This is a genomic window from Scrofimicrobium canadense, assembly GCF_009696615.1.
In the GTDB taxonomy this organism is placed as follows: Bacteria; Actinomycetota; Actinomycetes; order Actinomycetales; family Actinomycetaceae; genus Scrofimicrobium; species Scrofimicrobium canadense.
Genome location: NZ_VULO01000003.1, coordinates 82,716 through 108,789 on the forward strand (window position 1 = coordinate 82,716; position 26,074 = coordinate 108,789).

Consider the following 26,074-nt stretch of genomic DNA (forward strand, 5'->3'; position numbering starts at 1 on the left):
CCTTGGCGTATCCCGGCGAATAAAACAGTGTCCCGGCGACAAATATCAAACTGCCACAGGTATTAGCACACTGTCATGAGTGCGAAAGAATTTGCAATCACTCCACAATTGTCTTACTGTATTAATCACCTAATACAGTAAGACAAGGGGGTGCGATGGATTTTGACAACACTCAACCAATCTGGCTGCAGTTACACGACGAATTTGCGCGAAACATCGCCGTGGGAATCTGGCCTCCAGGCTCCCGCATCCCCGGGGTACGCGATCTTGCATCCCAGATGGGGGTCAATCCCAACACGGTCCAACGCAGCTTGGCCGAACTTGAACGCACCGGCCTGTGCCGTTCAGAGCGAACCTCTGGACGTTTTGTCACCGATGATCCCCGACTCATCGAAAAAGCTCAACTAACTCTTGCCACTGACGCTGCACGTGATTTCATCGTCAAGGCCAAAGGTCTACACATGAGCTCAGAGCAGGCAACCCATCTCATCACCACTCAATGGAAGGACACCATAACGCATGAATGAAGACCAACCAATACTGGAGGTGAGAGACCTCACTAAAACATTCAGTGGTTTCCCGGCGCTTGCGGGCCTTAATCTCCAACTAGGCACGGGGCAGGTGGTCGGGCTGCTAGGGGAAAACGGATGCGGTAAGACAACGCTGCTAAAAATACTAGCTGGAGTACTCCAAGGATATTCCGGACATGTCCGTATCAACGGCATGAAGCCTAGTCCAGAAACCAAAGCAATAGTTTCGTTCCTTCCAGATACATCATTCCTGGCAAATTCGGCGACGATCCCCCAATGCATCGACCTCTACCGTGACTTCTTCGCCGATTTCGACCCTGCACGAACAGAAGACCTACTAGATCTATTCGCACTCCCGCGTGACAAAAAGCTCTCGGAAATGAGTAAAGGAATGCGCGAAAAAGTGCAGATTGCTTTGGCCATGGGCCGCAAAGCCAGAATCTATCTGTTGGATGAGCCAATATCAGGAGTGGATCCTGCGGCTCGCGATGTGCTACTTCAGGCCATCACCCGCCATTTGGATAGTGACTCTCTAGTCCTCATCTCTACGCACCTTATTCACGATTTAGAACCAATCTTGGATTCTATTGTCATGATGCGTGCAGGACGTGTGATCCTCACGGGACAGGTCGATGATTTGCGAGGCGAACACGGACTGTCGATGGATCAGCTCTTCAGGAAGGTGTACCAATGACCTCCAAACTACTCAAATATGAATACCTGCGCACTCGTGATGGCATTCTCATCATTTGGGCTATTGCCCTTGGAATAGCCACGGTCGGGTGCCTCATGATTCTCATGAAAATTCCCGCGCTATCGTCACTGGGCCTGGCCTTCGCTGTTATGGTGACGGTTCTATTAATACCTGCAACCCAGCTCTATCTGGGTATTGACTATTGGGCCAGTAGTTATCGCAGAGAAGGCTATCTCACGCAGACACTGCCGATACCAGGACCACGCATCTACTGGGCAAAACTTGCCTGGGCTGTTATTGCGACTGTGGTCAGCGCGATAATCGCAGTATTACTTGCGTTAGCCATTGTCGCCTCCGCTGGCGAACTGGGAACACTTGCCAATTGGTGGGATCAGGTACTAGAGATTACCCCTGCATGGGCCTTTATCGTCGTAGGAATCGTCGCCGTAACCTATCTTTTCAACCTAGTGATATCACTATTCTTCGCTGCAACATTGGGGTCCATCGAGCCATTGAACCGCTGGGGAATCGGCGGCCCCGTGGTGATTATGGTTGCATCGTACTTTGTCACTCAAATGACGTTACTGCTGACGATACTGCTCATACCCGTGGGCATTGGCTTAGGACCTAGCGGAATGGAACTCCACACCTTCTCATTCGCCAGTCTCTTCACATCCAATACTGTGGAGTTCATGCCGGTAGGCTGGATACCGGCCGTTGTTATTCTCTCCCTCATACAAATATTCTGGGCGGCACGCCTGTGGCGCAAAGGGGCTTCCCTCAACTAGCTGATAGATTTTCGTACCTACAGCAGGTGGTCTTGACCAGTCTCCTTGAGATGGTCAACCACCTGCTTTACTTTTTGGGCTTGGTGAAGGTCAATCACGAGCAACGCATCATCGGTATCAATGACGGCTACATCTGATAGCCCCACAGTCACCACATGTTTTTTTGACCGTGTGAACACTCCGGTACCTTCAACCCCGGCAATATCTGCTAGAGCCTTGAAGTCGCCGATATCGGACCACCCACAATTGCCCGGTGTTACAGCTACCCGTCCCTGGGCAGCCATTGGCTCTGCCAGCGCATAATCGATAGCAATTCGAGGAAGCGTATTCCACGCTGCAGCATCCACCGGTCCGCTTGACAGCTTTGCCAATCCCCGGTCCATCTGGGGGAGCATCTGTGCCAGGCCCTCACGGAGCAGTCCCGCCCGCATGACAAACATCCCTGCATTCCACAAAAAGCCATTGCGGCAGTACTCTTCAGCAACGTCCTTCTCGGGCTTTTCAACGAAGCGTTGTGCTGCGTAGACCGAGGGAGCAATTTCGCTTCCAGGCTCGATATACCCAAACGCTGTGGAGGGTTCAGCGGGGGTGATTCCAATAGTCGTCAGATAGTTCTGGGCCGCACCTTCAATGGCATTGTTCACCGCGGCCACGAACTCTTGTTCATCTTCTATCACATGGTCGGCGGCAAACGAGCCGACAATGCAGTCATCGCCAAACTCTTCGGCTAACCGGTAGACAGCCAATCCAATAGCTGCCATAGAGTCGCGGGGGCTCGGTTCCACTAAGACTCGCACGCGGGAGTCACTAATTTGTGCCTTCACCTGGTCTTCATGACGACTACCGGTCACGATCGTGATTGTCTCACTGATAGGAAGTAGCCGCTCCACTGTCGCCTGCAAAAGAGAGCGGCCTTCCCCCAAAAGGTCAAGGAAAAACTTGGGATGATCTGCCCGAGACAGCGGCCACAAACGGGTGCCAGTCCCTCCCGCGGGAATGATTGCATGCAGTCGCCTCATTGGTGCTCACGGCCTTTCATATGGTGTATGGAGCGCATCGTTGCGAAATACCAAAAAGCACACAGCGCCGCAGAGGAGGGTAATTCCCTCCCCATTATGCAGACGCTGTGCGCTTCTATCGAGTATTCTTACTCGTCGTCGTTGTCCTGAGTTGCCTCAGCAAGAGCTTCTTCAGCGTCCTCGACAACGTCAACCTGATCGGTGATAGCGATGATAGAGACGATATCCTGATTGGCGTCCTGTTCAGCTTCAACGCCAGCAGGCAGCTGCAGGTCGGAGACGCGAACAACTGTTCCCTCAGCGAGACCTTCGACGCTCACCTCGATGGATTCTGGAATAGCAGTTGCAGAAGCCTTGACTGGCAGCGCGAACTCTTCCTGTTGTGTCTGGGTACCAGGGGCAGGCTCGCCAACCAGAACGATTGGAACTTCCACGTCAACCTTCTGGTCTTTGGTGACCACTAGCAAATCAACGTGCAGAATGTTGCGCGAGACTGGGTGAGTCTGCACAGCTTTGACCAAGCACAGCTGCTTATTACCGTCGTACGATACTTCAATAACAGCATTTGCTGAATCCTTGACGATGAGGAAGATTCCGTGACCTGGAAGATCTAAGTGGACAGGTTCGAAGCCTTTGCCATACATGACAGCAGGGACCAGTCCTGCGCGGCGGGCACGACGAGCGGGGCCCTTCCCGGTTTCGGTGCGTACTTGTGCATTCAGCACATGATTTTCGGTGGCCATGATGCCCTCTCTCAAGCGATTGTACTCACGCGCGCCGGAGAAGGAATCCCTGCCGATAACGGAGCAACGCTCCCTCGCCGGGGCAACTATCTTAGAATAGTTTTTCTACGCGACCCCGTCAAACATTGACGTCACTGAGCCGTCCTCAAACACCTCAAAGATTCCCCGTGCTAAAAGGGGTGCGATCGGCAAAACTGTCAGGTGTGGGAACCGCTTATCTTCCTCGATCGGCAAAGTATCTGTGACGATTACCTCTGATGCGCCTGACTCTTCCAGTCTTTGTGGCGCCGGATCAGAGAGCACTCCGTGCGTTGCCGCAACGATCACATCACTGGCGCCAGCATCGTAGAGAACCTTGACAGCCTCAGCAATCGTTCCTGCAGTATCGATCATGTCATCAACCAGAACGCATTGACGTCCCGTTACGTCACCTACGACGCGATTTGCGACAGCAACATTTGGGCGAGTCGTATCACGGGTTTTGTGGACAAAAGCAAGAGGGCAGTTCCCCAGTTTTGCAGACCACTTTTCTGCAACACGGATTCGACCAGCATCAGGTGACACAACAGCGACTTTTTCAGGGTCGATACGGCCGCGCACATAGTCCACGAGAACCGGCATCGCCCACAAATGATCAACGGGTCCGTCAAAGAAGCCCTGAGCTTGAGAGGCGTGAAGGTCAACGCTCATGATGCGATCAGCTCCCGCGGTCTTATACATATCAGCAATCAGCTTGGCTGATACGGGTTCACGTCCCTGGTGCTTCTTATCCTGACGTGAATAGGGGTAGAGCGGAGCAACAACAGTGATGCGCTTGGCCGAAGCGCGTTTAGCGGCGTCGACCATGATCAACTGTTCCATGAACCATTTGTTGATGGGTGCGGTCATTGACTGCAGGACGAAGACATCTGCGCCTCGGACAGATTCGTTGAATCGCACGTAAATCTCACCGGAAGCAAAATCGTAGGCAGTAGTGGAAGACACCTCCGTACCAAGTGATTCGGCTACCTGTTCTGCCAAGCCCGGGTATGCGCGCCCCGAGACCAGTACCAATCGTTTTTCACCGGTTGAGATAATGCCGCTCATAGAGGGACAGCCCTTCCTTTTCAGCCTGCGTCCATTGTAGACCCGGGAGTGACTTCCAGATCCTCGATAACGACGTAAGGGCCGACAGTTGCCCCACTTCTTACGATGCTGTGACCACGCACAGTGGTGAATGGTTCAATCCGTGAATCTGCCTCCAACACCACGTCAACGTCAAGGCTGGTGGTGACCGGATCAACGATTGATACTCCTTGGCGCATGTGGTGCTCACATAGTCGCGTATTGAGAACGCGGCGCAGAGTAGCCAACTGCACTAAATCGTTGCATCCTTCCGCCTGCCAGGTGTCCTCTAAGACATAGGGCTGGGCGAGGCGCCCAGCAGTAGCCGCGATCTCAACAATGTCCGTGAGATAGACCTCACCTTGATCGTTGTCGGTTCCAAGACCACGCAAAGCCTCTTCTAAGAATTCCCTGTCGAAGGCGTAGATTCCCGCGTTGATCTCATTGATCCCACGTTCCTCAGTGCTGGCATCTCTTTGTTCAACGATGCGAGCAATCGCCTCACCATCACGAACGATGCGCCCATAACCGGTCGGGTCTGGCGCAATAGTCGTAACCGCAGTGACTGCTGCACTCGCATCCACATGCGCTTCAAGCACTTTTTGCAAAGTAGCCGATTCAAGAAGTGGAACATCCCCCGAGGTGACCAAGACAGTGTCTCCCAGGTCTACGCCGTTTTCCTTGGCGGATATCAATGCGCACTGTACGGCCCGACCGGTTCCAGGAATATCATCCTGGTCAGCGATGATCACATCAGGGATGACTCGCTGCGCCTCAGCTGCAACCGCATCGCGTTCATGACGCACTACGGCAACGATATGCTCAGGGGCGATTCCCTTGGCTGCATGGAGCGCGTGACCCAATAGAGTGCGTCCGCATAGCGAGTGGAGAACTTTGGGAGTTTTTGATTTCATGCGGGTGCCTTTACCTGCGGCCAGCACCACAACCGAACTACTGCTCACGTGCACCTCTCGAGTTCGGAACCGTAACGCTCCGCCCCCAGGACTCGAACCTGGACTAAAGGTACCAAAAACCCTTGTGCTGCCATTACACCAAGGCGGAAAACACAAATGATTGTGCCACATCAAAGACGATTCGTCACACTCGATAAGTGTGACGTATGCCAGCATTTTCTCTCGACGCCGGTATTCTTGATCTCGTGAGCCCATTTCGAGACGATGAATCCCGGCGTATTGTCGATGCTTGGCGCACTGAGCGCCCCGACCTTGACCCCTCCCCAATGTTGGTTTTTTCACGTCTGTCACGATTATCTCGGCATCTGGACCGCGAACGAAGAAAAGCCTTCGCTGCTCATGACCTTGAGACATGGGAATTTGATGTGTTAGCCGCTCTCAGGCGGTCTGGTGAACCCTACCAGGCAACGCCCGGCGCACTAATGAATGATCTTCTGGTCTCGTCGGGAACGATGACCAACCGCATTGACAGACTTGAAGAAGCAGGGCTGGTTCAACGCAAGCCTAGCAACCGTGATCGGCGAGTTGTCTTGGTACAACTCACAGATGCGGGTGCTCAAAGGGTGGACGGAGCCCTTGAAGCACTACTCAAAGCCGAAAAACGGATCCTTTCCGTGCTCGAATTGAGTGAGCGCACAGAGCTCGCGTCGCTACTCTTTCCCCTAGTGGCCCAGTTCGAGAATCCCTAGCCAGTAGACTTGTGACATGACCACACCGGCAATGTCACTGCAGCACCTCGTCAAAGTCTTCGGTAACACAGTTGCCGTCGGCGACTTATCCCTCGACATCCCTCAAGGCTCATTCTTCGGAATGGTCGGCCCCAATGGCGCTGGAAAAACCACAAGCCTTTCAATGGCAACAGGGCTCCTTATTCCTGACCGGGGAACTGCATATGTTGACGGAATCGACGTATGGAAGAACCCCTCAGATGCTAAGCAAATTCTCGGTGTGATGCCCGATGGTATGCGGGTTTTTGACCGCATGTCAGGTCCTGATTACCTCACCTATGTCGGCATGTTGCGCGGCCTACCTAAAGACGTTGCCCGCAAGCGCACCGCTGAACTACTCGAGGTGTTAGACCTCACCGACGTTGGAAAGAAAATTATTGCCGACTACTCGGCAGGTATGGCGAAGAAGACTGCCCTTGGAGCGGCGCTGGTCCACGGCCCCCGCGTAGTCGTTCTTGACGAGCCTTTCGAGTCGGTCGATCCAGTTTCTGCTGGCAATATCCGGCAGATTCTTCAAGCATTTGTCAACAATGGTGGCACTGTGGTGCTGTCTAGTCACGTGATGGATACCGTGGAAAAACTCTGCGACCATGTGGCTGTGATTAATCAAGGTCATGTGATTGCAGCAGGAACGACCGCGGAAGTTGCCGGAGATATGACTTTGGATGAGCGTTTCGCTGAGCTGGTAGGCGGGCGCCACCTTGAAGGAGGCCTATCGTGGTTGGGCAACTAACCTCCTCGCCCAGCACTTCCCCACGTAAACGGGGGTTAGTGCGGCAACTTTCCGGGATCAAACTGCGCTCCATGTGGGAAGCCTTGCGTGCACAAACATACGTACTGGTTCTCTCAATTATTGCTTACATTTACGGATTGATCTGGATAGGCGTCATCGCGATTGGTCTTGCCACCGCGGGGCTTGCTGGCGCTCAGGCAATGCCACTCTTACTGCCGTTGGCGGGCAGCCTCTACACGCTGGGATGGATCGTTGTACCGGTGGTGCTTGCAAGCCAAGAAGGTACTCTTGACCCCATAAAACTCACGCCTTACGTGTCAAACTCTTCAAGGCTGGCCTTAGCTCTCATCATTGTTGGTGGGGTTGGCGTCGGAGGTGTGTATTTCCTTTTGGTCCAAATTGGGGCGATTGTGGGTTGGGCCGGAATCGGCGGGGGCCTAGGATTGTGGTCTGCAATCTTGGGTGCCGTGCTGGGGAGCTTGGTGGCTTTGGTGTGGTTCAAAGCTTTAGGAACCTGGCTGGGGCGACGCAAAGCAACAAAGACCTCTGCTAAAGATCGTGCTGGCCTCATCATCGGTGTTCTTTTCCTCGTTGTTTTCATCCCCAGCATCTATTTGCTGCCAGATCTTCTAGAGAATCTGGACCTCTCTTTTTGGCTCTCATTACTGCCGTATCTCAAGTGGACGCCATTTGGCGCCCCTTGGTTTCTACCTGCAGCCGCTGTAGAAAACGACTGGACACAGTTCGCCGTTCTCATACTGATCAGCGCAGTAACTATTGCACTTGGCTGGTGGCTGATGAGAGCTATGCTGGGACCGGCCATGGTTGGCAAAGCTGCGAAGATCACCCCGGCAATTGAGGATGCTTTGCGCGCCGGTCGCACCCAAGTCGATCCAACTGCCACTCAAACCGAGCATGTTCGCGCCGGTGAGGTACCCCAATATTTGTCTCTCGTTGACATGTGGCAGCGCCTTGGCATATCTGGCCCAACCGCAGCAGTTGCGGCCCGCACCCAAATCTATTGGCTCAAAGACTCACGTCTGAGTGTTCAGTCCCTCAGCTCGCTTACGCTCATCATCGTCGCCGTTATCATGGATAAGAGCATGGCGTACTTCCCAGGCATGAGCTTCTTCTTCGTTATTCTTGCAGCGTTTGTACTTGGAAGAGTGCTGGGAACGTTATTGCAATACGATTCGACTGCCTTTTGGCTGCATGTTTCCACTGGTATTCGCGGGGCTCACGATAGACTGGGACGATTCCTGGGATCAGCAATTTTTATGGTCCCTGCTCTGCTAGTTGCGACAGTAGTGTTCGGCATTTTGGTTGGAATGGCCCCCGGTAATATCGCTTTACTTGCTGTTGCATCCTTGCTTGTATTCAGTTGCGGGGCCACAGCAACTTCGATAATCGGATCCCAATGGGTTTATCCTGTCCAGCCTCCCGGCACCTCTGCTATGTCCACGAAAGGAACGGGCCAGTTCGGTATCACGCTGCTCATTGGTTTGCTTCAGTTTGCTGTGACCGCTCTTTTTGCAGCGCTTCCTGCGGGTCTTTTGGTGTGGTCACTGAGCGGTGGAACCGCACTCAAGCTGATTGCCGCACTTGTCGCGATTGCGTGGTCATGTGCCATCATCTGGCTTTCGGTATGGTGGGGCGGGAAGATCCTCGATCGCTCTGAGGTTGAGATCCTCACGAAGATTCGTAACTGGCCTGGACATGGAGTTACTGCTTAGTGGCACATCTGCTTGGAATACAAAACGTCACTGTCGAATATCCCACCAAGGTTGTTTTTGACGATCTCACTGTTGGGATTGGCGAAGGCGACCGGATAGGTGTGGTGGGAACTAATGGCGGGGGCAAGACAACCCTGCTACGTATTCTCACCGGGGAACGCGCTCCCGATGCCGGTCAGGTAATCCCCCGTTCCGGCTTGCAGATTGGGTATCTTTCACAAGATGACCGCTTGGACCCCCAGATGACAGTTGGCCAAGCGATAGTCGGCACCATGCCAGAACACGAGTGGGCTGGAAATAAGAAGATTCGCGAGGTTATCTCTGGCCTGGTAGCGGACCTTCCTTGGGATGCCACGGTAGGCACGCTTTCTGGTGGGCAACGCAGACGAGTCGCCTTGGCGGCGCTGCTTGCTGGCGACTGGGATCTTATTGCCCTCGATGAGCCGACTAACCATTTGGATGTTGAGGGTATCGCCTGGTTGGCTCAGCATCTGAAGAATCGGTGGCCGAAGAACCAAGGTGGCCTCCTTGTCATCACTCACGACCGCTGGTTCTTGGACGAGGTGTGCACCCAGACCTGGGAGGTTCACGACGGCATCATTGAGCCTTTCGAGGGCGGTTACGCTGCATATATCCTTCAACGTGTCGAACGTGACCGAATGGCGGCGGCCTCAGAAGCAAAGCGGCAGAATCTTATGCGCAAGGAACTCGCGTGGCTTAGGCGTGGCGCCCCCGCCAGGACCAGCAAACCGCGTTTCCGCATCGAAGCAGCTAACCAGCTGATTGAAGACGTTCCTCCTATTCGTGATTCCATTCAACTGCAGCGCCTGGCAGTGGCGCGCCTCGGCAAGGACGTAGTTGACCTGGGCGACGTGAGCGTACGTTTTGACGATAATGAGGTTCTCTCACACGTCACCTGGCGCATCGCCCCAGGGGAACGCACCGGAATCCTGGGGGCCAATGGCGCTGGAAAATCAACGCTTCTCTCCTTGATAAGTGGCAACCTGACCCCAACGTCTGGGCGCGTAAAACACGGTAAGACAGTTCGCATCGGCATCTTGGACCAGCAGTTTTCTCAGTTGAAAGATATTGGCTCTGACCCAGTTCGCGAGGTATTGGCACAAACAAAAACCACCTTCCACATCGACGGCAAAGATCTCACGCCAGCACAGTTGTTAGAGCGCCTCGGGTTTTCTAAAGCTCACCTCTCTACCCGCGTCGATGAGCTTTCGGGCGGCCAAAAACGTAGACTCCAACTTCTGCTTCTGCTGCTCAGTGAGCCCAACGTGATTCTTTTAGATGAGCCCACGAATGACGTGGATCATCAGATGCTCACCGCTATGGAGGATCTTCTCGATTCATGGCCGGGGACATTGATTGTTGTCTCTCACGATCGCTATCTTCTTGAGCGCGTCACCGACCAGCAATACGCCATCCTCGATGGCCATCTGCGTCACGTGCCCGGTGGTGTTGATGAATATCTGCGGCTTCGCCAGCAGCAAGCTACCAGTCACACCGAAGTTCCCTCCCCTGCCGAGGTCAATGCGCGGCCCTCTGGAAGTGGCCTCAGCGGCGCTGAACTTCACGCCGCACAAAAGGAACTTGCCGCGGCCGAACGGAAGATTGAAAAGCTGGACAAGCAGGCCGAAGCGCTGCAACAGAAAATGGCGAGCCATGACCAAAGTGATTTTGAAGGACTTGCCAAGCTCACCGCTCAGCTGCAAGCCCTCACGGAAGAAAAAGACGCTACGGAAGAACACTGGCTGGAGCTGAGCGAACAGGTGAGCTAGGGACTGTGTCGACTAGCAAATAACGCCAGCTCTACCTCCCCCTTCTACGCAAATTGTTCTGCCTATCCCGAGGATTTCTGGTCGTCCTCGCTCCAGGTACGTGCTCTTGGATCAGCCACGATGAGAATGCAGCCGCCCGCACGTTGGGATTGTTAGACGTGCAGAGACTATCTCTCGGCTCAGAACTGTGGCCCACAAACGACGGGAAGTGTTTGACTGCCTGCGCCGTGTTCTTGTGATCCAGGCAGTGCAGCTGGCATGTTTCTCGGTGATCCGGCTTGCGGAAGTCGAAGGACACCCCATGCCAGATCCACCAGCATTCTTCTACCAGAAAGTCGTCAATTTCCCTCTCGTTCGCGAACCTGCCGTCCCCTTTCTGCGCTTCAAGGTAGCGCTGCATGTGACCATAGAGTTCATTATGGAAGTCATTGCTGCACACTCCAAAAGCACGGTAATTGATTTCTCCCCAAGTTGGCTCTCCTGTACCAAAAAGTCCAAATGTTGTTGAACTGTCGATACGGCGTTTTTCCCCTTGCCCCACAAGGACTGTGAGCATGTGATGCGGCCCTGGAACGAATCATCACGCGTGCCACCTGCACTGATTGCGGTGATAGTCGCCTCAATGAAGCCGCCCGCAACAGTTTCATTGAAGGACTTTCGATTGTGGACTGGATGAACATGCCACTCACTCAGCTGCATCGCACCGTAGCAAACATCAATAACGCGGAGGTTGCGCCTCTCCTGACTGCCATACGCGAACGTCTCGATGCGATTGAGGAGGTAGGCCTTGGGTACCTTTCGCTTAGCCGCGAATCCACCACTCTTTCGGGCGGTGAAGCTCAAAGAATCAAGGTGATTCGCTATCTGGGTAGCGCGCTCAGCGATGTATGTTACGTGTTCGATGAGCCAAGCGCAGGTCTCCACCCCCACGACGTCCACCGGCTCCTCAAACTACTCAAGAAACTTCGCGACGCTCACAACGCCATCATTGTGGTTGAACACAACAAGACAGTCATCGACGCCGCCGACCACGTCGTTGATCTGGGTCCAGGTGCGGGCATTAGTGGAGGCGCCATGGGACTGCTGAAGGTTTAGTTGAGTCTGTGTCTTATGCTGCCTGTTGGTCAGCTTTTCTCATTATCAGCTCAAATTCGATTGGTGTCATCTTCCCTAACCTACGCTGACGACGTTTGCGGTGATATTTCCCCTCAATCCAGGAAACAACCGCTAGTCTGAGTTGTCGCCTTGAGTTCCAGGATTGTCTATCGAGCACGTTCTTTTGGAGGAGAGCGAAGAAAGACTCCATTGCCGCGTTATCACCACACGCGCCGACTCTTCCCATCGACCCCTGCAGGCCATAGCAGGTTAAAGTCTTACGGAATTTCTTGGAGCCGAACTGACTACCCCGATCCCAGTGAACGACGGTCCCAGTTGGGAACCCCCGCTGGCATACAGCGTTCTTGAGAGCCCTAACAGCAAGAGAAGCTCGCATATGAGAATCGATAGCGTAGCCAACTATTCGATTTGACCATACATCTTTGATCGCACACAAATAAAGCTTGCCTTCTTTCGCTTGAGTGCTCGGTAATGTCGGTCAACCAACGCCGGTTCGGCTCTGCTGCGGTGAAGTTACGGTTCACATAATCATCATGAACCACAGGGCCGAACGCCAGCGTGCTTGGTAGTCTTTTCACCGACTACAACCACCCAGAGGACTTCACCGACCAGTTAAATATTATTTACGGACACCACAGCGCCAACAACGCCATGTTCGCCTCACTCACCGAATACAAAAACCCCGACTACTACCAAGCACACCCCACCATGTACCTCGCCACCCCCACCACCAACTACACTGTTAACATCACCCACGGGGCCGTCATCCCCGCCGGGCAATGGCGCGAAAAAGCCTTCATGTACACCCAAAAACCTCCCCCGCCTCCTCGCCTACATGCAACACCACACCACCATCACCACCCCCAACCAACCCCACGACCCACCCGATGGCCCCTACCTACTCCTCCCCACCTGCACATACGAATACAACAACGCCCGCTACCTACTCCTCACAACACTCACACCAATTGAATAGATGACATGAGTAGATATGTTGGCTAACTGGTGGCAGTCGTGGCTACCTCGGCAGTCATTTCATCGAACTCAGACTCGATCACCGCATCAGGGCGATACGTTGCCAGCGAAACAGCCACGGCACTCAGTAGCGCGAAGGTAAAACCAGGCAGCATTTCATAGACGTCGAATACGCCGCCATCCAGAGAACCCCAGATTCCCACGGTGATAGCTCCCACAAGCATGCCGGTGAGAACTCCGCCTTTCGTGAGCTTGCGCCAATAGAGAGACAGCAGAATAACTGGCCCAAAGGCCAATCCGAAACCTGCCCAGGCAAAAGCCACAAGGTCCAGGATTGTCTCATTTTGCTCCCACGATAGCGCGCAGGCCACCAACGCCACAGCTAATACTGACAGCCTGGAGATAATAACGCCCAGTCCGCTGCGAATATCACGTGAAGTAAATGCGTGATAGACGTCTTCGACGATCGCTGAAGAGGTGACCAGCAACTGAGAAGAAATAGTTGACATGATCGCAGCCAAGATTGCCGCCAACATGAAGCCAGCAATGAGAGGGTGGAAAAGTAGTTGCCCCAGGGTGATGAACACTGCTTCCGGGTCGGGAAGTGCCTGCTGATCGTGATGGTACACGGCGATACCAACAAGTGCGGTGAATACGGCACCAATCAGCGACAGGATCATCCAACCAATACCAAAGCGCCTGGCTGACTTTACTTCGCCCACAGTGCGAAGCGCCATAAACCTCACCAAAATGTGGGGCTGACCAAAATAGTCCAACCCCCATGAGACTGCGGAAAGAATCGAGACAATGGTGAGCCATGAGAAAGCCGCAGGATTACCAATAGGGTTCAACAAATGAGGGCCTACTGCCTGAATCTCATCGATCATCGCAGCCGGTCCCCCAACGTGTATGAGCCCCACCAAAGGAACGAAAACCAATGCCAAAAGCATCATGGTTCCCTGCACCACGTCGGTCCACGAGACGGCTAGGAATCCGCCCACCAATGTGTAGAGAACCGTGACACCCGCTACCACCAACATGCCAGTGAGGTAATCGTAGCCAAGCGACGACTCGAAGAAGACCCCGCCAGCAACCATTCCAGATGAAACATAGAAGGTAAAAAACACCATGATGATAATGCCGGAGGTGACGCGAATGATCCGGCTTGTGTCACGGACTCGCGAACCCAAGAAGGAAGGAATCGTAATCGAATCCGACGATACCTTCGTATAAGAGCGCAGCCTGGGTGCAACAAACTTCCAATTCAGAAAAGCACCAATGGTCAAACCAACCGCGATCCACCCCTCGATAAGACCAGAAACGTAGATCGCACCAGGCGCCCCATGAGAAGCCAGCCCGACATGTCAGAAGCCCCCACCGATAAGGCACCTACGATAGGTCCAATATCGCGACCACCCAACATATAGTCATCTAGGCTTTTAGTCCTTTTATATGCAGCTATTCCCAGGCCGACCATAGCCAACAGATAGATAGCCATTGTGAGGATGACATAATGCTGGTCAGACATGCGGATACTCTCTACTGGGGACAATCTACCCTAGCGATTATTCGCCCTTGGCTTCCCGACCTTTCATGTGCAGAACAGAAAAGACCCCGCGCACATTTATCTGGAATGCACTGTCGATTTGTGACACCATTTCTTTGTGTCACAAATAGCAGGAAGACCCCATCACAATGGTGTCACCAATATTTGATCAAGAAGCGCGATCAGAACTACGGTAGTTAGGCGCCTGAGATGTAATCGAGACATCATGGGGATGCGATTCACGCAAGCCAGCAGAGGTGATCTGCACCAAACGGGCTTTAGCCTGCAGCTCAGGCAAAGTCCGTGCCCCTGTGTAGAACATGGACTGGTGTAAGCCACCCACTAGCTGATAGACGTTATTGGCCAGCGTGCCAGAATACGGGACCTGCCCTTCGATTCCTTCAGGCACCAGCTGGTCATCCGAAGTCACTTCAGCCTGGAAATAACGATCTTTAGAAAAACTCTTGCGACCGCGCGAACTCATTGCCCCTAGCGAGCCCATCCCGCGGTAAGCCTTGAACTGTTTGCCTTGTGAAAAGACCAAGTCGCCGGGGGACTCTTCGCATCCTGCCAACAGAGAGCCCAGCATAACCGTGTCAGCACCCACCGCGATCGCTTTGGCAATATCACCCGAATACTGCAATCCACCATCAGCGATGAGAGGCACATCGGCGGCCGCGCAAGCGCGAGACGCCATGTCAATAGCGGCAACTTGGGGAACGCCTACGCCTGCAACGACGCGTGTGGTGCAAATAGAGCCGGGTCCAACCCCTACTTTGACAGCATCAGCACCTGCATCAATGATCGCCTGAGCGCCTTCTTGGGTTGCGACGTTCCCGCCGATAATATCAATGCCAGCAAATGCGGAATCGTTCTTGAGGCGTTTCATCATGTCAAGGGCTAGTTTTGCCCCGCCATTGGCGGTGTCGACGACAAGGACGTCTACGCCCGCCTCAGCAAGAGCGAGAGCCCGATCCCAGGTGTCGCCCCAGTAGCCAAGAGCCGCGCCAACAAGTAGGCGCCCTTCTTTGTCCTTTGTGGCATCAGGGTAGCGCTCAGTCTTCACGAAGTCTTTTACCGTAATCAGCCCTGCTAGTCGTCCTTCATTGTCAACCAGAGGCAGTTTCTCAACGCGGTGTTTTGCCAACAGGTCTTTGGCTTTTTCCCGGGAAACCCCTTGAGGCGCTGTAATGAGTCCCTCGGAGGTCATGACGTCAGCGACCCGGGTGGTCTCCCACTGAGATGCTGGCAAGAAGCGCAGATCACGGTTAGTGACAATGCCCAGTAGCTTGCCCGATTCGTCGACTACAGGTAGACCCGAGACTTTATATCTGCCGCAAAGTTCATCAAGTTGATCGATGGTTGCATCCGGCCCAACCGTGACCGGATCTTGAACCATGCCCGACTCTGAACGCTTTACTCTGCGCACGTGGTCCGCTTGATCTTCAATCGAAAGATTGCGGTGAATGATGCCAATGCCGCCTTGGCGAGCCATCGCAATCGCCATGCGTGCCTCGGTCACTGTATCCATTGCTGCAGAGATCAACGGGATGCGCAGTGTGAGGTTCTTGGTCAACCTGGCAGTGGTATCCACTTCCGAGGGAATAACGTCTGTGAGCTCAGGGAGCAACAGAACGTCATCATAGGTCAATCCAGTTCCGACAAACTTATCTTCGCGATATAGCCCCATGTCCTTAGCTTAGTCAGCCACACGCTATTTCCTAGCAGTGTTTTCTTTCAGCGCAGCAGCAAAACTAGGGCTGACCGGCAGATCTGGTAAAATCAGCATTTGAAAGAAGTGATAAACATCCGGTTTCCCCGGCCACGTTTCGGACGCAGGCTGATTGTGTGGGTCTAACTCATGCCTCCAACGTCCCGGCGCCTCAATCAGGTACTTTTCCGCATATTCACGCCATTGCGTGATACTGGTCACGACTTGATTCAGCAGAGCAGAGTCTGGTTCCTCTTCTTCAAGCACCTTCTTCAACACGATGGCGGCGCCAAGAGCCTCACACACAACCCAGTGCATGCGCTGACGGGTAACAGGCTGACCCGCAAAATCGGTGGTGTAGATGAAACCGGGTGCACCATCAACATGCCAAGCATCGGCTACTGCGCGAATATAGAGCGCTTTGGCCGATTCAAGCATCCATTCCGGTGCGGCTTGTCCTGCTCGCTGCAAGGATCCCCGCGCCTGCAGGATGAGACGGGACCATTCAAGTCCGTGCCCGGGAGTTGCACCAAAGGGCCGAAATGGGTGTGCGGGCTGGTCTTTGTTGTAATCCGGCAATGGGTTCCACTGCTGGTCGTAGTGCTCAGGAATGCGCCAGTCGTGATTGCGGGCTTGGTTTGTAATGAAGTGACACATTTCAATTGCACGGTCAAGCGCTTCACGATTATCGGTGAGATCAGCGTTCGCCAGATACGCCTCGACCGTATGCATATTTGCATTAGCGCCGCGGTAGTCTTCAGTGACTGTGAAAGCACGGTCCCACGATTCCCGTACTTTTCCATATGCAGGGTCAAACCAGTGTTCTTCTTGGCTGTCGAGCGCCTGCGTCAGAAGATACCCAGCCTCTGGGTCGTCAGCGGCAAGCGCCGCATTTGCTGCTAGAAGAACAAACGCATGGGCGTACGCTTCTTTTCGATCGTTGACAGGGACCGCGTCACCCTGCGCATCCGGAGTCGCCTCAATGGCGCTAAACCAACCACCATAGACAGGATCGCGGAAGTACTTACTGAGACTCTCAACGCCATGACGGAGGTATTCTTTCGTTCCCGGAATCCCCAGCAGAGTCGCCAAAGCAAAAACGTATGTCATACGGCTGGTGACCCACAGTTCGACCGGCTTACTGGGGTCAACGTGGCCATCTTCATCAAGGTACCCAAAACCGGTTGGCACCTTCGCGCCTTTAGCGAATTCGACGGCAGCAATAACCTCTGAGTTGATCAATCCCATGCCTTAGAGCCTACACTCTGGACCAGCGCACGAACCTCTTCGACACAGGCCAATGCGGTTCGTACGCGCTGAAGTTTAGGGTGAACAAAATCGGGTAAGTCATCACACATCAGGAAGAAAGATGCTTGAGTCCCGCTGATGAGTTCAGAAAACTGCTCTTTAGCTAAGGGAAGCCTGCCAATAGCCACAACGATATGAGGGCCAAAGCTGTCCATATGTTTTCGTAGAATAGTGACGGCTTCTTCTTCTTTTAGGCGCGAGATGATTTGGATACGAACATCCATCCCCTCCCATTGCAGCGCGCCCCCCACGACCGTAGCTAGCGGAAAGCGGTCATGCCACGATGCGACAGATACGCGTATTCCCGTAGTGGGCCCAGCTATCACAGCAAGCTTTTTCTGTAGCTGCATGAGCGCGCCATAAATAACAGTCTCGACCAAGTGGCCCGGACGTGCGCCCTGAGTGTTTTCACTGAGTTCCGCGAGAGCGGGTTCTATCAATCGAGACCACACAGAAACCAAGCCATCACGCATAGTTTCTCGCCACAGCAGAGCGTCTAACGACTCCGGGGACCGACGGGCGAGCATGAGTAAATCTGCTACATCAACCGGTCGCGCATCGTCATGAGCTGGGAACTCGTTGGATTCTACAGCTGCCTGCTTAGCAGGAAGGCCTTCTTCTATCAGACGAATCATACGGCGGATTCGTTCAACGTCGCCAGCGCTATACATACGGCGACTTCCAGCTTGCCTCCCAGTTGGCCCGACTCCATATCGCCGGTCCCAGCTACGCAACGTGGAAGGAGAAACACCTAATTGGGTAGAAACTGCCGAGACTGTCAGCCCACTGTCCCCAAAGGGTAGATTTTCGGGCACTATTCTCCTTAGATGCTTCATACTGCTATACGGTCTCAGTATGCCCGAGGGATGCGGGTTGTGCAGATCGTGCGTGCAGGTCTATAGAACTACGATCATCTGCATGCACAACTTGCATAAGCCTGACTATGGTCCTGTTTCATCCTTTGAGTTAATTTAACGACATATTTTCCTCGTAGTCATTCTCGATTTACCTGCATAAGCAGAAATGCAAACCAGTCATGTGATTCTGTTCACCAGCGGCATTTATCGACATAGAAACTCAAAATGAACGCAACATCTTTTGTTAACTTTCGCCCCTTATTGATAGTGTTATGCTACACCTTTTGCCATTCACACACGGCTTGAAGTGCGCGTATACGTTTCACTAACCTCTCTGTCAGGTCAAAAAAATGGGACTTGAATAATGTATGCATAACTCTGTACGATAACTGTTAGGACGGAATCACACCGGTTCCCGAATACTAAGTCCTAGCGAGAGGAACACCAATGTCCGATGTTTCACGTCTCCCCGGACCACTCATGGAAAAGTGGGACTGGCAATATGCTGGCGCTTGTCGTGAGTTAGATACCGAGTTGTTCTTCCACCCGGAAGGCGAACGCGGTTCATCCCGTAGGAGGCGGGCAGCAAACGCAAAAGCAATATGCGCAAGTTGCCCAGTGATTGAAGAATGCCGCTCTCACGCGCTTGCCGCGCGTGAACCCTACGGCATTTGGGGAGGCATGACTGAGGAAGAGCGTCGCGAATATCTCGCTGTCATGCGTGTTGGCTAATAGACATCACTCAACAGTAATGGCCCTGGCAACTGCCAGGGCCATTACTTTGTCTAAAAGTATTTCAGTTGACTTTAGCTAGAATGTCACGAGCACCTAGAATCAGGTACTCTTCGCCGTCCAGCTTCACTTCAGTGCCACCATAGCGGCTGTAAATCACCTTGTCACCCACAGCAACATCGAGGGGAACACGGTTACCGTTGTCATCAATACGGCCTGGACCAACAGCAAGAACCTCTCCCTGTTGAGGCTTTTCCTTAGCGCTATCAACCAACACCAACCCGGAAGCGGTGGTGGTCTCAGCTTCACTCTGACGAATGACAATACGGTCCTCAAGAGGACTAATGGAGATCGACACTGTCGCACTCCCTTTCTCACAACTAGTCTGTGCTCTTACAGTTCTTCTCGCCGTCGCGGGTGTCGAGTTGAACTCTACGTGAATGTGGCTTTCAACCACGTCCGCAATCTATTCTAAGCACCGCCTAGCACTCTGACAAGCCGAGTGCCAACGTTCACTCTTAGCTGAGACATGCAAGGATAGAAGGGTGAACGGACCCGCACAACTCCTCGCAAACAGCGACAACTGGCGCACCCTCAACGCCCTTCAACAAGAATACGACGCAAATCCCTTACCCCTGGCTTCTTTGGGCGAGGCACTGCGCCGCGCCGGTTTCGACCCAGATCTAGCCGCAGCACTCACCTCCCAGCTGGAACTCAGAGACCACGCCAAGAAAAAATTCGCCGACAGCGCACGGCACATGCTTTTTACGCGCGAGCTTCTTGAACAAGCCACGAGGTTCCAGATCGCTTTGCTCCACGCACACAGGTTTCTCCAAGCGGATATTCCCAAGGTGGCAGACCTCGGCTGTGGGCTCGGCACAGAATCCCTTGCCCTAGCAACCCTAGGTATCGACGTGGTCGCAGTAGACCGCAACCCCGAAGCCGTAGCATGCACCGCAGTCAACCTTCGCGAGTTTCCTCAATCTCTGGTTCTTCACGGTGACATTACCCAATTTAATGCTGCTGATCATGGGGTCCGTGGACTTTTCCTAGACCCAGCACGCCGGGATGCGCGCGGAAGGAAAATGCGACCTCAAGACTGGTCGCCCTCCTGGGACTTCCTCATGGACTTAGCGCGCGGGCCCCTACCGCTAGGAGCAAAACTAGCTCCTGGAATCGACCATGCACGTCTTCCTCCAACTATGCACACCCAGTGGCTTTCTGTTCGAGGCGAGCTCACCGAAGCGTCCATGTGGTCACCCGAGCTCAGCCCCGAAGGACCTGGCCATTCCGCCGCAGTCATCGACGACGGAGGGCTCCATGTCCTTGGGGGCTCGCTCCACCCAGCAAAAACGGGCCCCCTAGACACCTACATCTTCGAAGCTGACCCAGCTGTGATTCGATCTGGGCTGCTAGGCCACCTCTGCGACGAGCTGTCCGCCCACCTGCTACATCCAAAGATCGCCTACGCCACCGCCTCGTCCATATCCGCAACTCCCTTTGGCCGCTGGTTTACGGTTCTGGACGTCACCTCGCTCAAAGTCAAAGCCATAAAAAAGGCTCTCCAGAAATTTGATGTAGGGACGGTTGAGGTCAAAAAACGCGGCGCTGACATTGACCCCGCCGTCCTGCAACAGCAGCTATCGGGGGCAGGCGAAGACCACCTAGTTGTCTTTGCAACGCGCATAGGTGACCGACATCGTGCAATCATTGCCTCGAGGGATACCGCGGCCAAGGAGGACTGAGATGACACTGACTTTTGCGGACTCTACCCGCTCGACCATCGGGATTGAGTGGGAACTCCAACTGGTCGACAAAGACTCCAATGATCTACGGCAAGCAGCCAATGCTGTGATCGAGCGGGCCTGGGAAGATGCGACTCTCGCACCCCATATTCACCGCGAAATGCTCCTCAATACGGTAGAAGTCACCTCTGCTCCCCATAGCACTGTCGCCGACTGCCTGTCCGATATCCGCCGAGCAGTCGCCGGGCTACGCCCCATCACCAACGAACTGCGCACCGACGTGGCAACAGCTGGATCCCACCCCTTTGCAAAGCCTCGCTATCAACGAGTGACTGATTCTCAGCGCTACGAAGAGCTGGTACGTCGCACAGAATACTGGGGTAGGCAAATGCTCCTCTTCGGAGTGCATGTCCATGTGGGAGTAGAAAGCCGCAACAAAGTCCTTCCCATTGTCAATGCACTAGTGACGCAAGCTGGCCGGCTCCAAGCAATCTCGGCCTCCTCACCATTCTGGGCTGGAGAAGATACCAAATATGCCTCCAACCGTGCCATGGTTTTCCAACAACTCCCCACGGCCGGAATCCCCAGACAATTCCAACGGTGGGAAGAACTCGAAGCCTACGAGGACGGCATGCGAACTGCCGGAGTCATCGAAGGTTTCGACGAAATCCGCTGGGATATTCGCCCGTCCCCTGGACTTGGGACCATAGAACTGCGCATTTTTGATGCATGCACAAACATTCGCGAAGTCGAAGCCGTCGCGTCTTTGTCCCATTGCCTAGTGGACCACTATTCGTCGATGATCGACGCCGGAGAGACACTCCCCTGGTTGCCCGACTGGTTCGTGGCAGAAAATAAATGGCGCTCAGCAAGATATGGGCTCGAGGCCCGACTCATTTGCGGTCCTCGCGGCAAACAGGGTTTCACCCGCGACCTATTGGCAGAAACCATTGACGAGTTACGTCCCACTGCACGGCGTCTAGGGTGCGAACGCGGTTTGGACTATGCCCTTGAAATTCTCGACTTTGGTGCAGCATATGAACGGCAACGTAAAGTCTCCCGTATGGTTGAGCGAGGAGGCCTCGACGCAGTTGTCGAACTAATGCGCGCTGAAATGAGCGCAGACCGCCCCCTCGACCCCGAAGAATTTTTGGAGTCTCGTGGGCGCTACACTTGATGTTTGTGAGTGTAATCCTTGGCATTGAATCCACCTGTGACGAAACCGGCGTAGCTTTAGTTCGCGGTACCACTCTGCTGGGCCAAGGACTAGCCACATCTATGGGCGAATTTGAACGATATGGCGGCATTATCCCCGAGATCGCTTCGCGAGCACACCTGGAGAGTTTCCTGCCCGTTCTTGATGCTGCCCTACACGAAGCCGACCTGGACTTGTCGGACGTGACAGCCATTGCCTGCGCCGCGGGACCCGGACTTGTGGGTTCGCTGACAGTGGGGATTTGCGCCGCCAAGGCCCTAGCAACGTCTCTTGGGCTTCCACTGTATGGGGTCAACCATGTCATTGGGCACCTGGCGGTCGATGCCCTAGCCGAAGGAGCGCTGCCACAACCGTGCATTGGCCTTGTTGCCTCTGGGGGACACTCAAACCTACTTCTCATCAACAACATCGCCACCGATATCGTTGAACTTGGCGGTACTCTGGATGATGCAGCCGGTGAAGCCTTCGATAAGGTTGGGCGCCTGCTAGGACTTCCCTATCCAGGCGGGCCCCACGTAGATCGCATGGCGCAGAGCGGAACGCCCGACGCCATCCGGTTCCCCCGGGGCCTTGCCGCAGCAAAAGACAAAGACCGCTACCGCTACGACTTTTCGTTCTCTGGCCTCAAAACAGCTGTCAGCCGCTACTTGGCCGCCAACCCCCTACCTGACGATGAGACGGCACGAAAGCAAGCAGTTGCCGACATTTGTCGAGCTTTTTCCGAATCGGTCAACGATTCTCTCAGCGCCAAAGCAGTCGCTGCCGCACGCGACAATAACTGTGACACCATCGTTGTTGGTGGTGGTTTTGCCGCAAATTCTCGGCTGCGCGAACTACTTGTGGAGCGTGCTGAGGCCGCCGGAGTTTCTGTGCGGTTCCCTCCCCTTCGTCTCTGCACCGACAATGGGGCTCAGATCGCCGCTATCGGAGCTGCCCTCGTCGAAGCCGGGGTCGCACCATCCCCATTGGCTTTCGGACCAGACACAGCCATGCCTTTGGAACAGATCAGCGTGCGCTAGCCCCTCATCTCTTTCTTCTCTACGCCAGAATTCCTCCCTTTCCGCCAGGTGCTGGATTTTTGCGACCTACTGACTGCCATAACGGACACATAACGCGCACCTGAGCTCTATGAGCTAGGGAGGTCAACACTTACCCAGCCGCAACAGCCTGGGCCATCTGGTAGGTGCCTGGGCCGTATACAGCTCCGTGTACGGTTTTATGACCCCGTACGCGGACAAAAAGAGAGGAAAAAAGGGGGCCCGGCCGAAACCGAGCCCCCTCCTAGAAATCTAGGCATACGCTTTACACACCGCGCACTAGGGCCTTACCCAGCTGACGGTTGAGTGTGGAGATCACATCCAAAGGAATCTCCTTGGGGCACACAGCCGCACACTCGCCGACGTTCGTGCAGCCTCCGAAGCCTTCCTCATCCATCTGGTTCAGCATGTTCACCACACGCGAGAGGTTCTCAGGCTTGCCTTGGGGCAAGAGACCCAGGTGAGTGACCTTTGCTGAAGTGAACAGCATTGCCGAAGCGTTCGGACATGCTGCAACACAAGCACCGCAACCGATACAAGCCGCCGCGTTGAATGCCTTATCAGCCTCAGGTTTTGGCACCAACTGCGAATGCGCCTCGGGGGCCGCACCCGTATTGACGGTGATGTAACCGCCAGCTTGGATGATCCGGTCGAACGCGGAACGGTTAACTACCAGGTCCTTGATGATCGGGAAGGCTTCAGCACGCCATGGCTCAATCGTGATGGTGTCACCATCGTTGAATGTGCGCATGTGCAGCTGACAAGTAGTGGTGCGTTCTGGTCCGTGAGCGATACCGTTGATGACAACACCGCACTGACCACAAATTCCTTCGCGGCAGTCAGAATCGAAGGCAATCGGTTCTTCGCCCTTTTCAAAAAGTTCCTCATTGAGGATATCGAGCATCTCCAAGAATGATGAATCTTCAGACACTCCAGCAACGTCGTATTCGTGGATCGCACCCTTATCCTCAGGGCCATCCTGACGCCAGATTCTCAGTTTCAGGTTCACTTGTAACTCCGCTGCTTCAACTCGATGTTCTTGTACACCAGTGGTTCCTTGTGAAGGATGGGTGCGGCGTCTGCTGAGCCACCCCATTCCCAAGCACCCACGTAGGCGAATCGGTCATCTTGCCGTAGGGCTTCGCCCTCTTCCGTTTGTGATTCTGCGCGGAAGTGACCGCCGGCTGACTCTTCACGGTGTAGGGCATCAATACACATCAGCTCTGCAAGCTCCATGAAGTCCGCAACACGTCCAGCACGCTCAAGGGACTGGTTCAATCCACCAACCGTCTTACCCGGGACCTTGACGTTTTGCCAATAGTCCTCACGTAGTTTCCGGATGAGTCCGATGGCCTTGAGAAGGCCTTCTTCGGTGCGTTCCATACCGCAGTATTCCCACATGATGTTGCCAAGTTCTTTGTGGAACGAGTCAACCGAGCGAGTCCCATTGATCGACATAAGTCGATCAATCTGAGACTGTGCGGCCTCCCTTGCAGCAACAACATCGGGACTATTCTCATCCAGCTTCGGGAACGAGAACGCCTGCGACAGGTAGTTGCTCATCGTTGCTGGAAGCACGAAGTAACCGTCCGCTAGCCCCTGCATAAGGGCAGATGCGCCCAAGCGGTTAGCACCGTGATCGGAGAAGTTTGCTTCACCGCCAATGTAGAGACCAGGAAGGTTCGATTCAAGATCGTAGTCAACCCACATGCCGCCCATTGTGTAGTGAACCGCGGGGTAGATACGCATCGGAACCTCATAGGGGTTGTCACCCGTGATCCGCTCATACATATCAAAGAGGTTTCCGTACTTGTCGGAAACAGCCTTCTTACCGAGGCGACCGATTGCTTCAGCAAAATCAAGGTAGACACCGCGGCGGACTCCATCAACTTCAGGTCCGACCCCTCTGCCCTCGTCACACATGTTCTTAGCCTGACGTGAAGCAATATCACGAGGGACCAGGTTTCCGAAAGCCGGGTAGATTCGCTCTAAGTAGTAATCCCGATCCTCTTCAGGAATCTCACGAGGATCCTTAGCGCAATCTTCTACTTTCTTCGGCACCCAAATGCGGCCATCATTACGCAGAGACTCTGACATGAGCGTCAGCTTTGACTGTTGATCACCATGCTGAGGAATGCACGTCGGGTGAATCTGCGTGAAGCATGGGTTCGCAAAGTATGCGCCCTTGCGGTATGCACGCCAGATGGCCGTCGCGTTACAGCCCATTGCATTGGTGGAAAGGAAGAATACGTTGCCGTAGCCACCCGTGGCCAAGACAACAGCATCTGCAATGTAGGTCTCCAACTCACCGGTGACCATGTTGCGCGCGACGATGCCGCGGGCCCGCCCCTCGGATACGATCAGTTCAACCATCTCATGGCGAGGAAATTCCTTGACGGTTCCCGCAGCCACCTGACGTTCAAGAGCTTGGTACGCACCGATGAGGAGCTGTTGGCCTGTTTGGCCGCGGGCATAGAAGGTACGGGAAACCTGTACACCACCGAATGAGCGGTTGTCGAGGTAGCCACCATAGTCACGCGCGAAAGGTACGCCCTGAGCAACGCACTGGTCTATGATGTTGGTCGACACTTCCGCCAAACGGTACACGTTGGTTTCGCGAGCACGATAATCGCCACCCTTGACCGTGTCATAGAACAGGCGGTAGACCGAGTCGTCATCGTTGCGGTAATCCTTAGCCGCGTTGATACCGCCCTGTGCGGCAATCGAGTGCGCACGACGTGCCGAATCCTGGTAGAAGAAACATTGGACGTTGTAGCCCTGTTCGCCAAGAGATGCGGCAGCAGCGCCGCCAGCCAAGCCGGAGCCAACAACAATAATGTTGAGCTTTCGACGGTTTGCTGGGTTCACCAGGTTGACATGGTTTTTACGTTCCTGCCACACCTGAGATAGTGGAACATCCTTGGGAGCCTTCGTGTCTTCGATCTCTTCGCCGACTTTGTAGACGCCTTTTACTAACGTTTCTGTCATTAGTCTC

The 26,074-nt window shown here is 54.1% G+C and carries 24 protein-coding genes, 1 tRNA gene and 2 pseudogenes; 14 read left to right on the forward strand and 13 right to left on the reverse strand.

What is annotated here, in order from left to right; genetic code table 11:
• Positions 1–155: 155 nt before the first annotated feature.
• From FYJ24_RS03000 to FYJ24_RS03010, 3 genes are read left to right on the forward strand one after another with little or no spacing between them, the layout of a single operon-like run.
• Positions 156–527 carry a GntR family transcriptional regulator gene (locus tag FYJ24_RS03000; RefSeq protein ID WP_154543473.1) on the forward strand — a complete coding sequence of 124 codons (372 nt, stop codon included), beginning with the start codon at positions 156–158 and terminating at the stop codon, positions 525–527.
• Positions 520–1,224 (forward strand): ABC transporter ATP-binding protein, encoded by a 705-nt coding sequence (locus FYJ24_RS03005; protein ID WP_154543475.1) that lies wholly within the window; start codon positions 520–522, stop codon positions 1,222–1,224. The genes FYJ24_RS03000 and FYJ24_RS03005 overlap by 8 nt, the downstream gene beginning before the upstream one ends.
• Positions 1,221–2,012 carry a hypothetical protein gene (locus FYJ24_RS03010; protein WP_154543477.1) on the forward strand — a complete coding sequence of 264 codons (792 nt, stop codon included), beginning with the start codon at positions 1,221–1,223 and terminating at the stop codon, positions 2,010–2,012. Before FYJ24_RS03005 ends, FYJ24_RS03010 begins: the two co-directional genes overlap by 4 nt.
• Before the next feature lie 17 nt (positions 2,013–2,029).
• On the opposite strand, the gene FYJ24_RS03015 is transcribed toward FYJ24_RS03010, so the two are convergent.
• The 5 genes from FYJ24_RS03015 to FYJ24_RS03035 all read right to left on the reverse strand — a co-directional run bounded on the left by FYJ24_RS03015 (position 2,030) and on the right by FYJ24_RS03035 (position 5,940).
• The gene (locus FYJ24_RS03015) at positions 2,030–3,031 is read right to left on the reverse strand and encodes a mannose-1-phosphate guanylyltransferase (RefSeq protein ID WP_154543479.1); all 1,002 of its coding nucleotides are present in this window, start codon (positions 3,029–3,031) and stop codon (positions 2,030–2,032) included.
• A 128-nt stretch (positions 3,032–3,159) separates the two neighbouring features.
• Entirely contained in the window at positions 3,160–3,774 is a 615-nt protein-coding gene (locus tag FYJ24_RS03020) for a 50S ribosomal protein L25/general stress protein Ctc (protein WP_154543481.1), read from the reverse strand.
• Between the two features lie 105 nt (positions 3,775–3,879).
• A complete protein-coding gene (locus tag FYJ24_RS03025; RefSeq protein ID WP_154543483.1) occupies positions 3,880–4,860 on the reverse strand; it encodes a ribose-phosphate diphosphokinase in 981 nt (326 codons plus the stop codon).
• A gap of 20 nt (positions 4,861–4,880) precedes the next feature.
• Complete coding sequence (locus FYJ24_RS03030; protein ID WP_318656481.1) at positions 4,881–5,840, reverse strand: NTP transferase domain-containing protein; 960 nt, start codon at positions 5,838–5,840, stop codon at positions 4,881–4,883.
• Positions 5,841–5,869: 29 nt separating this feature from the next.
• Positions 5,870–5,940, reverse strand: a tRNA-Gln gene (locus tag FYJ24_RS03035).
• A 97-nt stretch (positions 5,941–6,037) separates the two neighbouring features.
• Here FYJ24_RS03035 and FYJ24_RS03040 point away from each other — a divergent pair.
• The 6 genes from FYJ24_RS03040 to FYJ24_RS03065 all read left to right on the forward strand — a co-directional run bounded on the left by FYJ24_RS03040 (position 6,038) and on the right by FYJ24_RS03065 (position 11,931).
• Positions 6,038–6,541, forward strand: a complete 504-nt coding sequence (locus FYJ24_RS03040; RefSeq protein WP_318656483.1) for a MarR family winged helix-turn-helix transcriptional regulator — start codon at positions 6,038–6,040, stop codon at positions 6,539–6,541.
• A gap of 16 nt (positions 6,542–6,557) precedes the next feature.
• Positions 6,558–7,313 carry an ABC transporter ATP-binding protein gene (locus FYJ24_RS03045; RefSeq protein ID WP_154543487.1) on the forward strand — a complete coding sequence of 252 codons (756 nt, stop codon included), beginning with the start codon at positions 6,558–6,560 and terminating at the stop codon, positions 7,311–7,313.
• Positions 7,298–9,046, forward strand: a complete 1,749-nt coding sequence (locus FYJ24_RS03050; RefSeq protein WP_206192467.1) for a hypothetical protein — start codon at positions 7,298–7,300, stop codon at positions 9,044–9,046. Before FYJ24_RS03045 ends, FYJ24_RS03050 begins: the two co-directional genes overlap by 16 nt.
• A complete protein-coding gene (locus FYJ24_RS03055; protein WP_318656484.1) occupies positions 9,046–10,836 on the forward strand; it encodes an ABC-F family ATP-binding cassette domain-containing protein in 1,791 nt (596 codons plus the stop codon). The genes FYJ24_RS03050 and FYJ24_RS03055 overlap by 1 nt, the downstream gene beginning before the upstream one ends.
• 187 nt (positions 10,837–11,023) lie before the next feature.
• A complete protein-coding gene (locus FYJ24_RS03060; protein WP_154543491.1) occupies positions 11,024–11,344 on the forward strand; it encodes a hypothetical protein in 321 nt (106 codons plus the stop codon).
• A gap of 155 nt (positions 11,345–11,499) precedes the next feature.
• Complete coding sequence (locus tag FYJ24_RS03065; protein ID WP_154543493.1) at positions 11,500–11,931, forward strand: hypothetical protein; 432 nt, start codon at positions 11,500–11,502, stop codon at positions 11,929–11,931.
• Between the two features lie 13 nt (positions 11,932–11,944).
• Here the strand turns inward: FYJ24_RS03065 and FYJ24_RS03070 are convergent.
• A pseudogene (locus tag FYJ24_RS03070) lies at positions 11,945–12,500 on the reverse strand (IS3 family transposase); the annotation flags it as partial.
• Positions 12,501–12,510: 10 nt separating this feature from the next.
• Here FYJ24_RS03070 and FYJ24_RS03075 point away from each other — a divergent pair.
• On the forward strand, positions 12,511–12,924 hold the full coding sequence (locus tag FYJ24_RS03075) for a class B sortase (protein ID WP_154543495.1): 414 nt from the start codon (positions 12,511–12,513) through the stop codon (positions 12,922–12,924).
• Positions 12,925–12,950: 26 nt separating this feature from the next.
• Here the strand turns inward: FYJ24_RS03075 and putP are convergent.
• The 4 genes and pseudogenes from putP to FYJ24_RS03095 form a co-directional block, all read right to left on the reverse strand.
• A pseudogene (gene putP, locus FYJ24_RS03080) lies at positions 12,951–14,455 on the reverse strand (sodium/proline symporter PutP).
• 187 nt (positions 14,456–14,642) lie between these two features.
• Positions 14,643–16,163: an IMP dehydrogenase gene (gene guaB / locus FYJ24_RS03085; RefSeq protein WP_154543497.1), complete on the reverse strand. Its 1,521-nt coding sequence runs from the start codon at positions 16,161–16,163 to the stop codon at positions 14,643–14,645.
• Between the two features lie 24 nt (positions 16,164–16,187).
• On the reverse strand, positions 16,188–17,432 hold the full coding sequence (locus FYJ24_RS03090; protein ID WP_154543499.1) for an AGE family epimerase/isomerase: 1,245 nt from the start codon (positions 17,430–17,432) through the stop codon (positions 16,188–16,190).
• Positions 17,423–18,307, reverse strand: coding sequence for a MerR family transcriptional regulator (locus tag FYJ24_RS03095; protein ID WP_206192468.1), 885 nt, complete (start codon positions 18,305–18,307; stop codon positions 17,423–17,425). The genes FYJ24_RS03090 and FYJ24_RS03095 overlap by 10 nt, the downstream gene beginning before the upstream one ends.
• A gap of 489 nt (positions 18,308–18,796) precedes the next feature.
• Here FYJ24_RS03095 and FYJ24_RS03100 point away from each other — a divergent pair, with 489 nt between their 5' ends.
• On the forward strand, positions 18,797–19,081 hold the full coding sequence (locus FYJ24_RS03100) for a WhiB family transcriptional regulator (RefSeq protein WP_154543503.1): 285 nt from the start codon (positions 18,797–18,799) through the stop codon (positions 19,079–19,081).
• A 64-nt stretch (positions 19,082–19,145) separates the two neighbouring features.
• Here the strand turns inward: FYJ24_RS03100 and groES are convergent, their stop codons facing one another.
• Positions 19,146–19,439: a co-chaperone GroES gene (gene groES / locus FYJ24_RS03105; protein WP_318656485.1), complete on the reverse strand. Its 294-nt coding sequence runs from the start codon at positions 19,437–19,439 to the stop codon at positions 19,146–19,148.
• A gap of 187 nt (positions 19,440–19,626) precedes the next feature.
• Between groES and FYJ24_RS03110 the strand changes: the two genes are divergently transcribed.
• The 3 genes from FYJ24_RS03110 to tsaD are packed head-to-tail and all read left to right on the forward strand — an operon-like array spanning position 19,627 to position 23,061.
• The gene (locus FYJ24_RS03110; RefSeq protein ID WP_154543505.1) at positions 19,627–20,826 is read left to right on the forward strand and encodes a class I SAM-dependent methyltransferase; all 1,200 of its coding nucleotides are present in this window, start codon (positions 19,627–19,629) and stop codon (positions 20,824–20,826) included.
• 1 nt (position 20,827) lies between these two features.
• Positions 20,828–22,003 (forward strand): glutamate--cysteine ligase, encoded by a 1,176-nt coding sequence (locus FYJ24_RS03115; RefSeq protein ID WP_154543507.1) that lies wholly within the window; start codon positions 20,828–20,830, stop codon positions 22,001–22,003.
• Positions 22,003–23,061: a tRNA (adenosine(37)-N6)-threonylcarbamoyltransferase complex transferase subunit TsaD gene (gene tsaD, locus FYJ24_RS03120; protein WP_154543509.1), complete on the forward strand. Its 1,059-nt coding sequence runs from the start codon at positions 22,003–22,005 to the stop codon at positions 23,059–23,061. The genes FYJ24_RS03115 and tsaD overlap by 1 nt, the downstream gene beginning before the upstream one ends.
• A gap of 283 nt (positions 23,062–23,344) precedes the next feature.
• On the opposite strand, the gene FYJ24_RS03125 is transcribed toward tsaD, so the two are convergent.
• On the reverse strand, positions 23,345–24,088 hold the full coding sequence (locus FYJ24_RS03125; protein ID WP_318656486.1) for a succinate dehydrogenase/fumarate reductase iron-sulfur subunit: 744 nt from the start codon (positions 24,086–24,088) through the stop codon (positions 23,345–23,347).
• Complete coding sequence (locus tag FYJ24_RS03130; RefSeq protein ID WP_154543513.1) at positions 24,085–26,067, reverse strand: fumarate reductase/succinate dehydrogenase flavoprotein subunit; 1,983 nt, start codon at positions 26,065–26,067, stop codon at positions 24,085–24,087. The genes FYJ24_RS03125 and FYJ24_RS03130 overlap by 4 nt, the downstream gene beginning before the upstream one ends.
• Positions 26,068–26,074 lie beyond the last annotated feature (7 nt).

What these genes read in the sequence shown, in the direction of transcription:
- FYJ24_RS03000 (WP_154543473.1), top strand. Translation starts at nt 156, where the DNA reads ATGGATTTTGACAACACTCAACCAATCTGGCTGCAGTTACACGACGAA.
- FYJ24_RS03005 (WP_154543475.1), top strand. Translation starts at nt 520, where the DNA reads ATGAATGAAGACCAACCAATACTGGAGGTGAGAGACCTCACTAAAACA.
- FYJ24_RS03010 (WP_154543477.1), top strand. Translation starts at nt 1,221, where the DNA reads ATGACCTCCAAACTACTCAAATATGAATACCTGCGCACTCGTGATGGC.
- FYJ24_RS03015 (WP_154543479.1), bottom strand. Translation starts at nt 3,031, where the DNA reads ATGAGGCGACTGCATGCAATCATTCCCGCGGGAGGGACTGGCACCCGT.
- FYJ24_RS03020 (WP_154543481.1), bottom strand. Translation starts at nt 3,774, where the DNA reads ATGGCCACCGAAAATCATGTGCTGAATGCACAAGTACGCACCGAAACC.
- FYJ24_RS03025 (WP_154543483.1), bottom strand. Translation starts at nt 4,860, where the DNA reads ATGAGCGGCATTATCTCAACCGGTGAAAAACGATTGGTACTGGTCTCG.
- FYJ24_RS03045 (WP_154543487.1), top strand. Translation starts at nt 6,558, where the DNA reads ATGACCACACCGGCAATGTCACTGCAGCACCTCGTCAAAGTCTTCGGT.
- guaB (WP_154543497.1), bottom strand. Translation starts at nt 16,163, where the DNA reads ATGGGGCTATATCGCGAAGATAAGTTTGTCGGAACTGGATTGACCTAT.
- FYJ24_RS03090 (WP_154543499.1), bottom strand. Translation starts at nt 17,432, where the DNA reads ATGGGATTGATCAACTCAGAGGTTATTGCTGCCGTCGAATTCGCTAAA.
- FYJ24_RS03100 (WP_154543503.1), top strand. Translation starts at nt 18,797, where the DNA reads ATGTCCGATGTTTCACGTCTCCCCGGACCACTCATGGAAAAGTGGGAC.
- FYJ24_RS03115 (WP_154543507.1), top strand. Translation starts at nt 20,828, where the DNA reads ATGACACTGACTTTTGCGGACTCTACCCGCTCGACCATCGGGATTGAG.
- tsaD (WP_154543509.1), top strand. Translation starts at nt 22,003, where the DNA reads ATGTTTGTGAGTGTAATCCTTGGCATTGAATCCACCTGTGACGAAACC.
- FYJ24_RS03130 (WP_154543513.1), bottom strand. Translation starts at nt 26,067, where the DNA reads ATGACAGAAACGTTAGTAAAAGGCGTCTACAAAGTCGGCGAAGAGATC.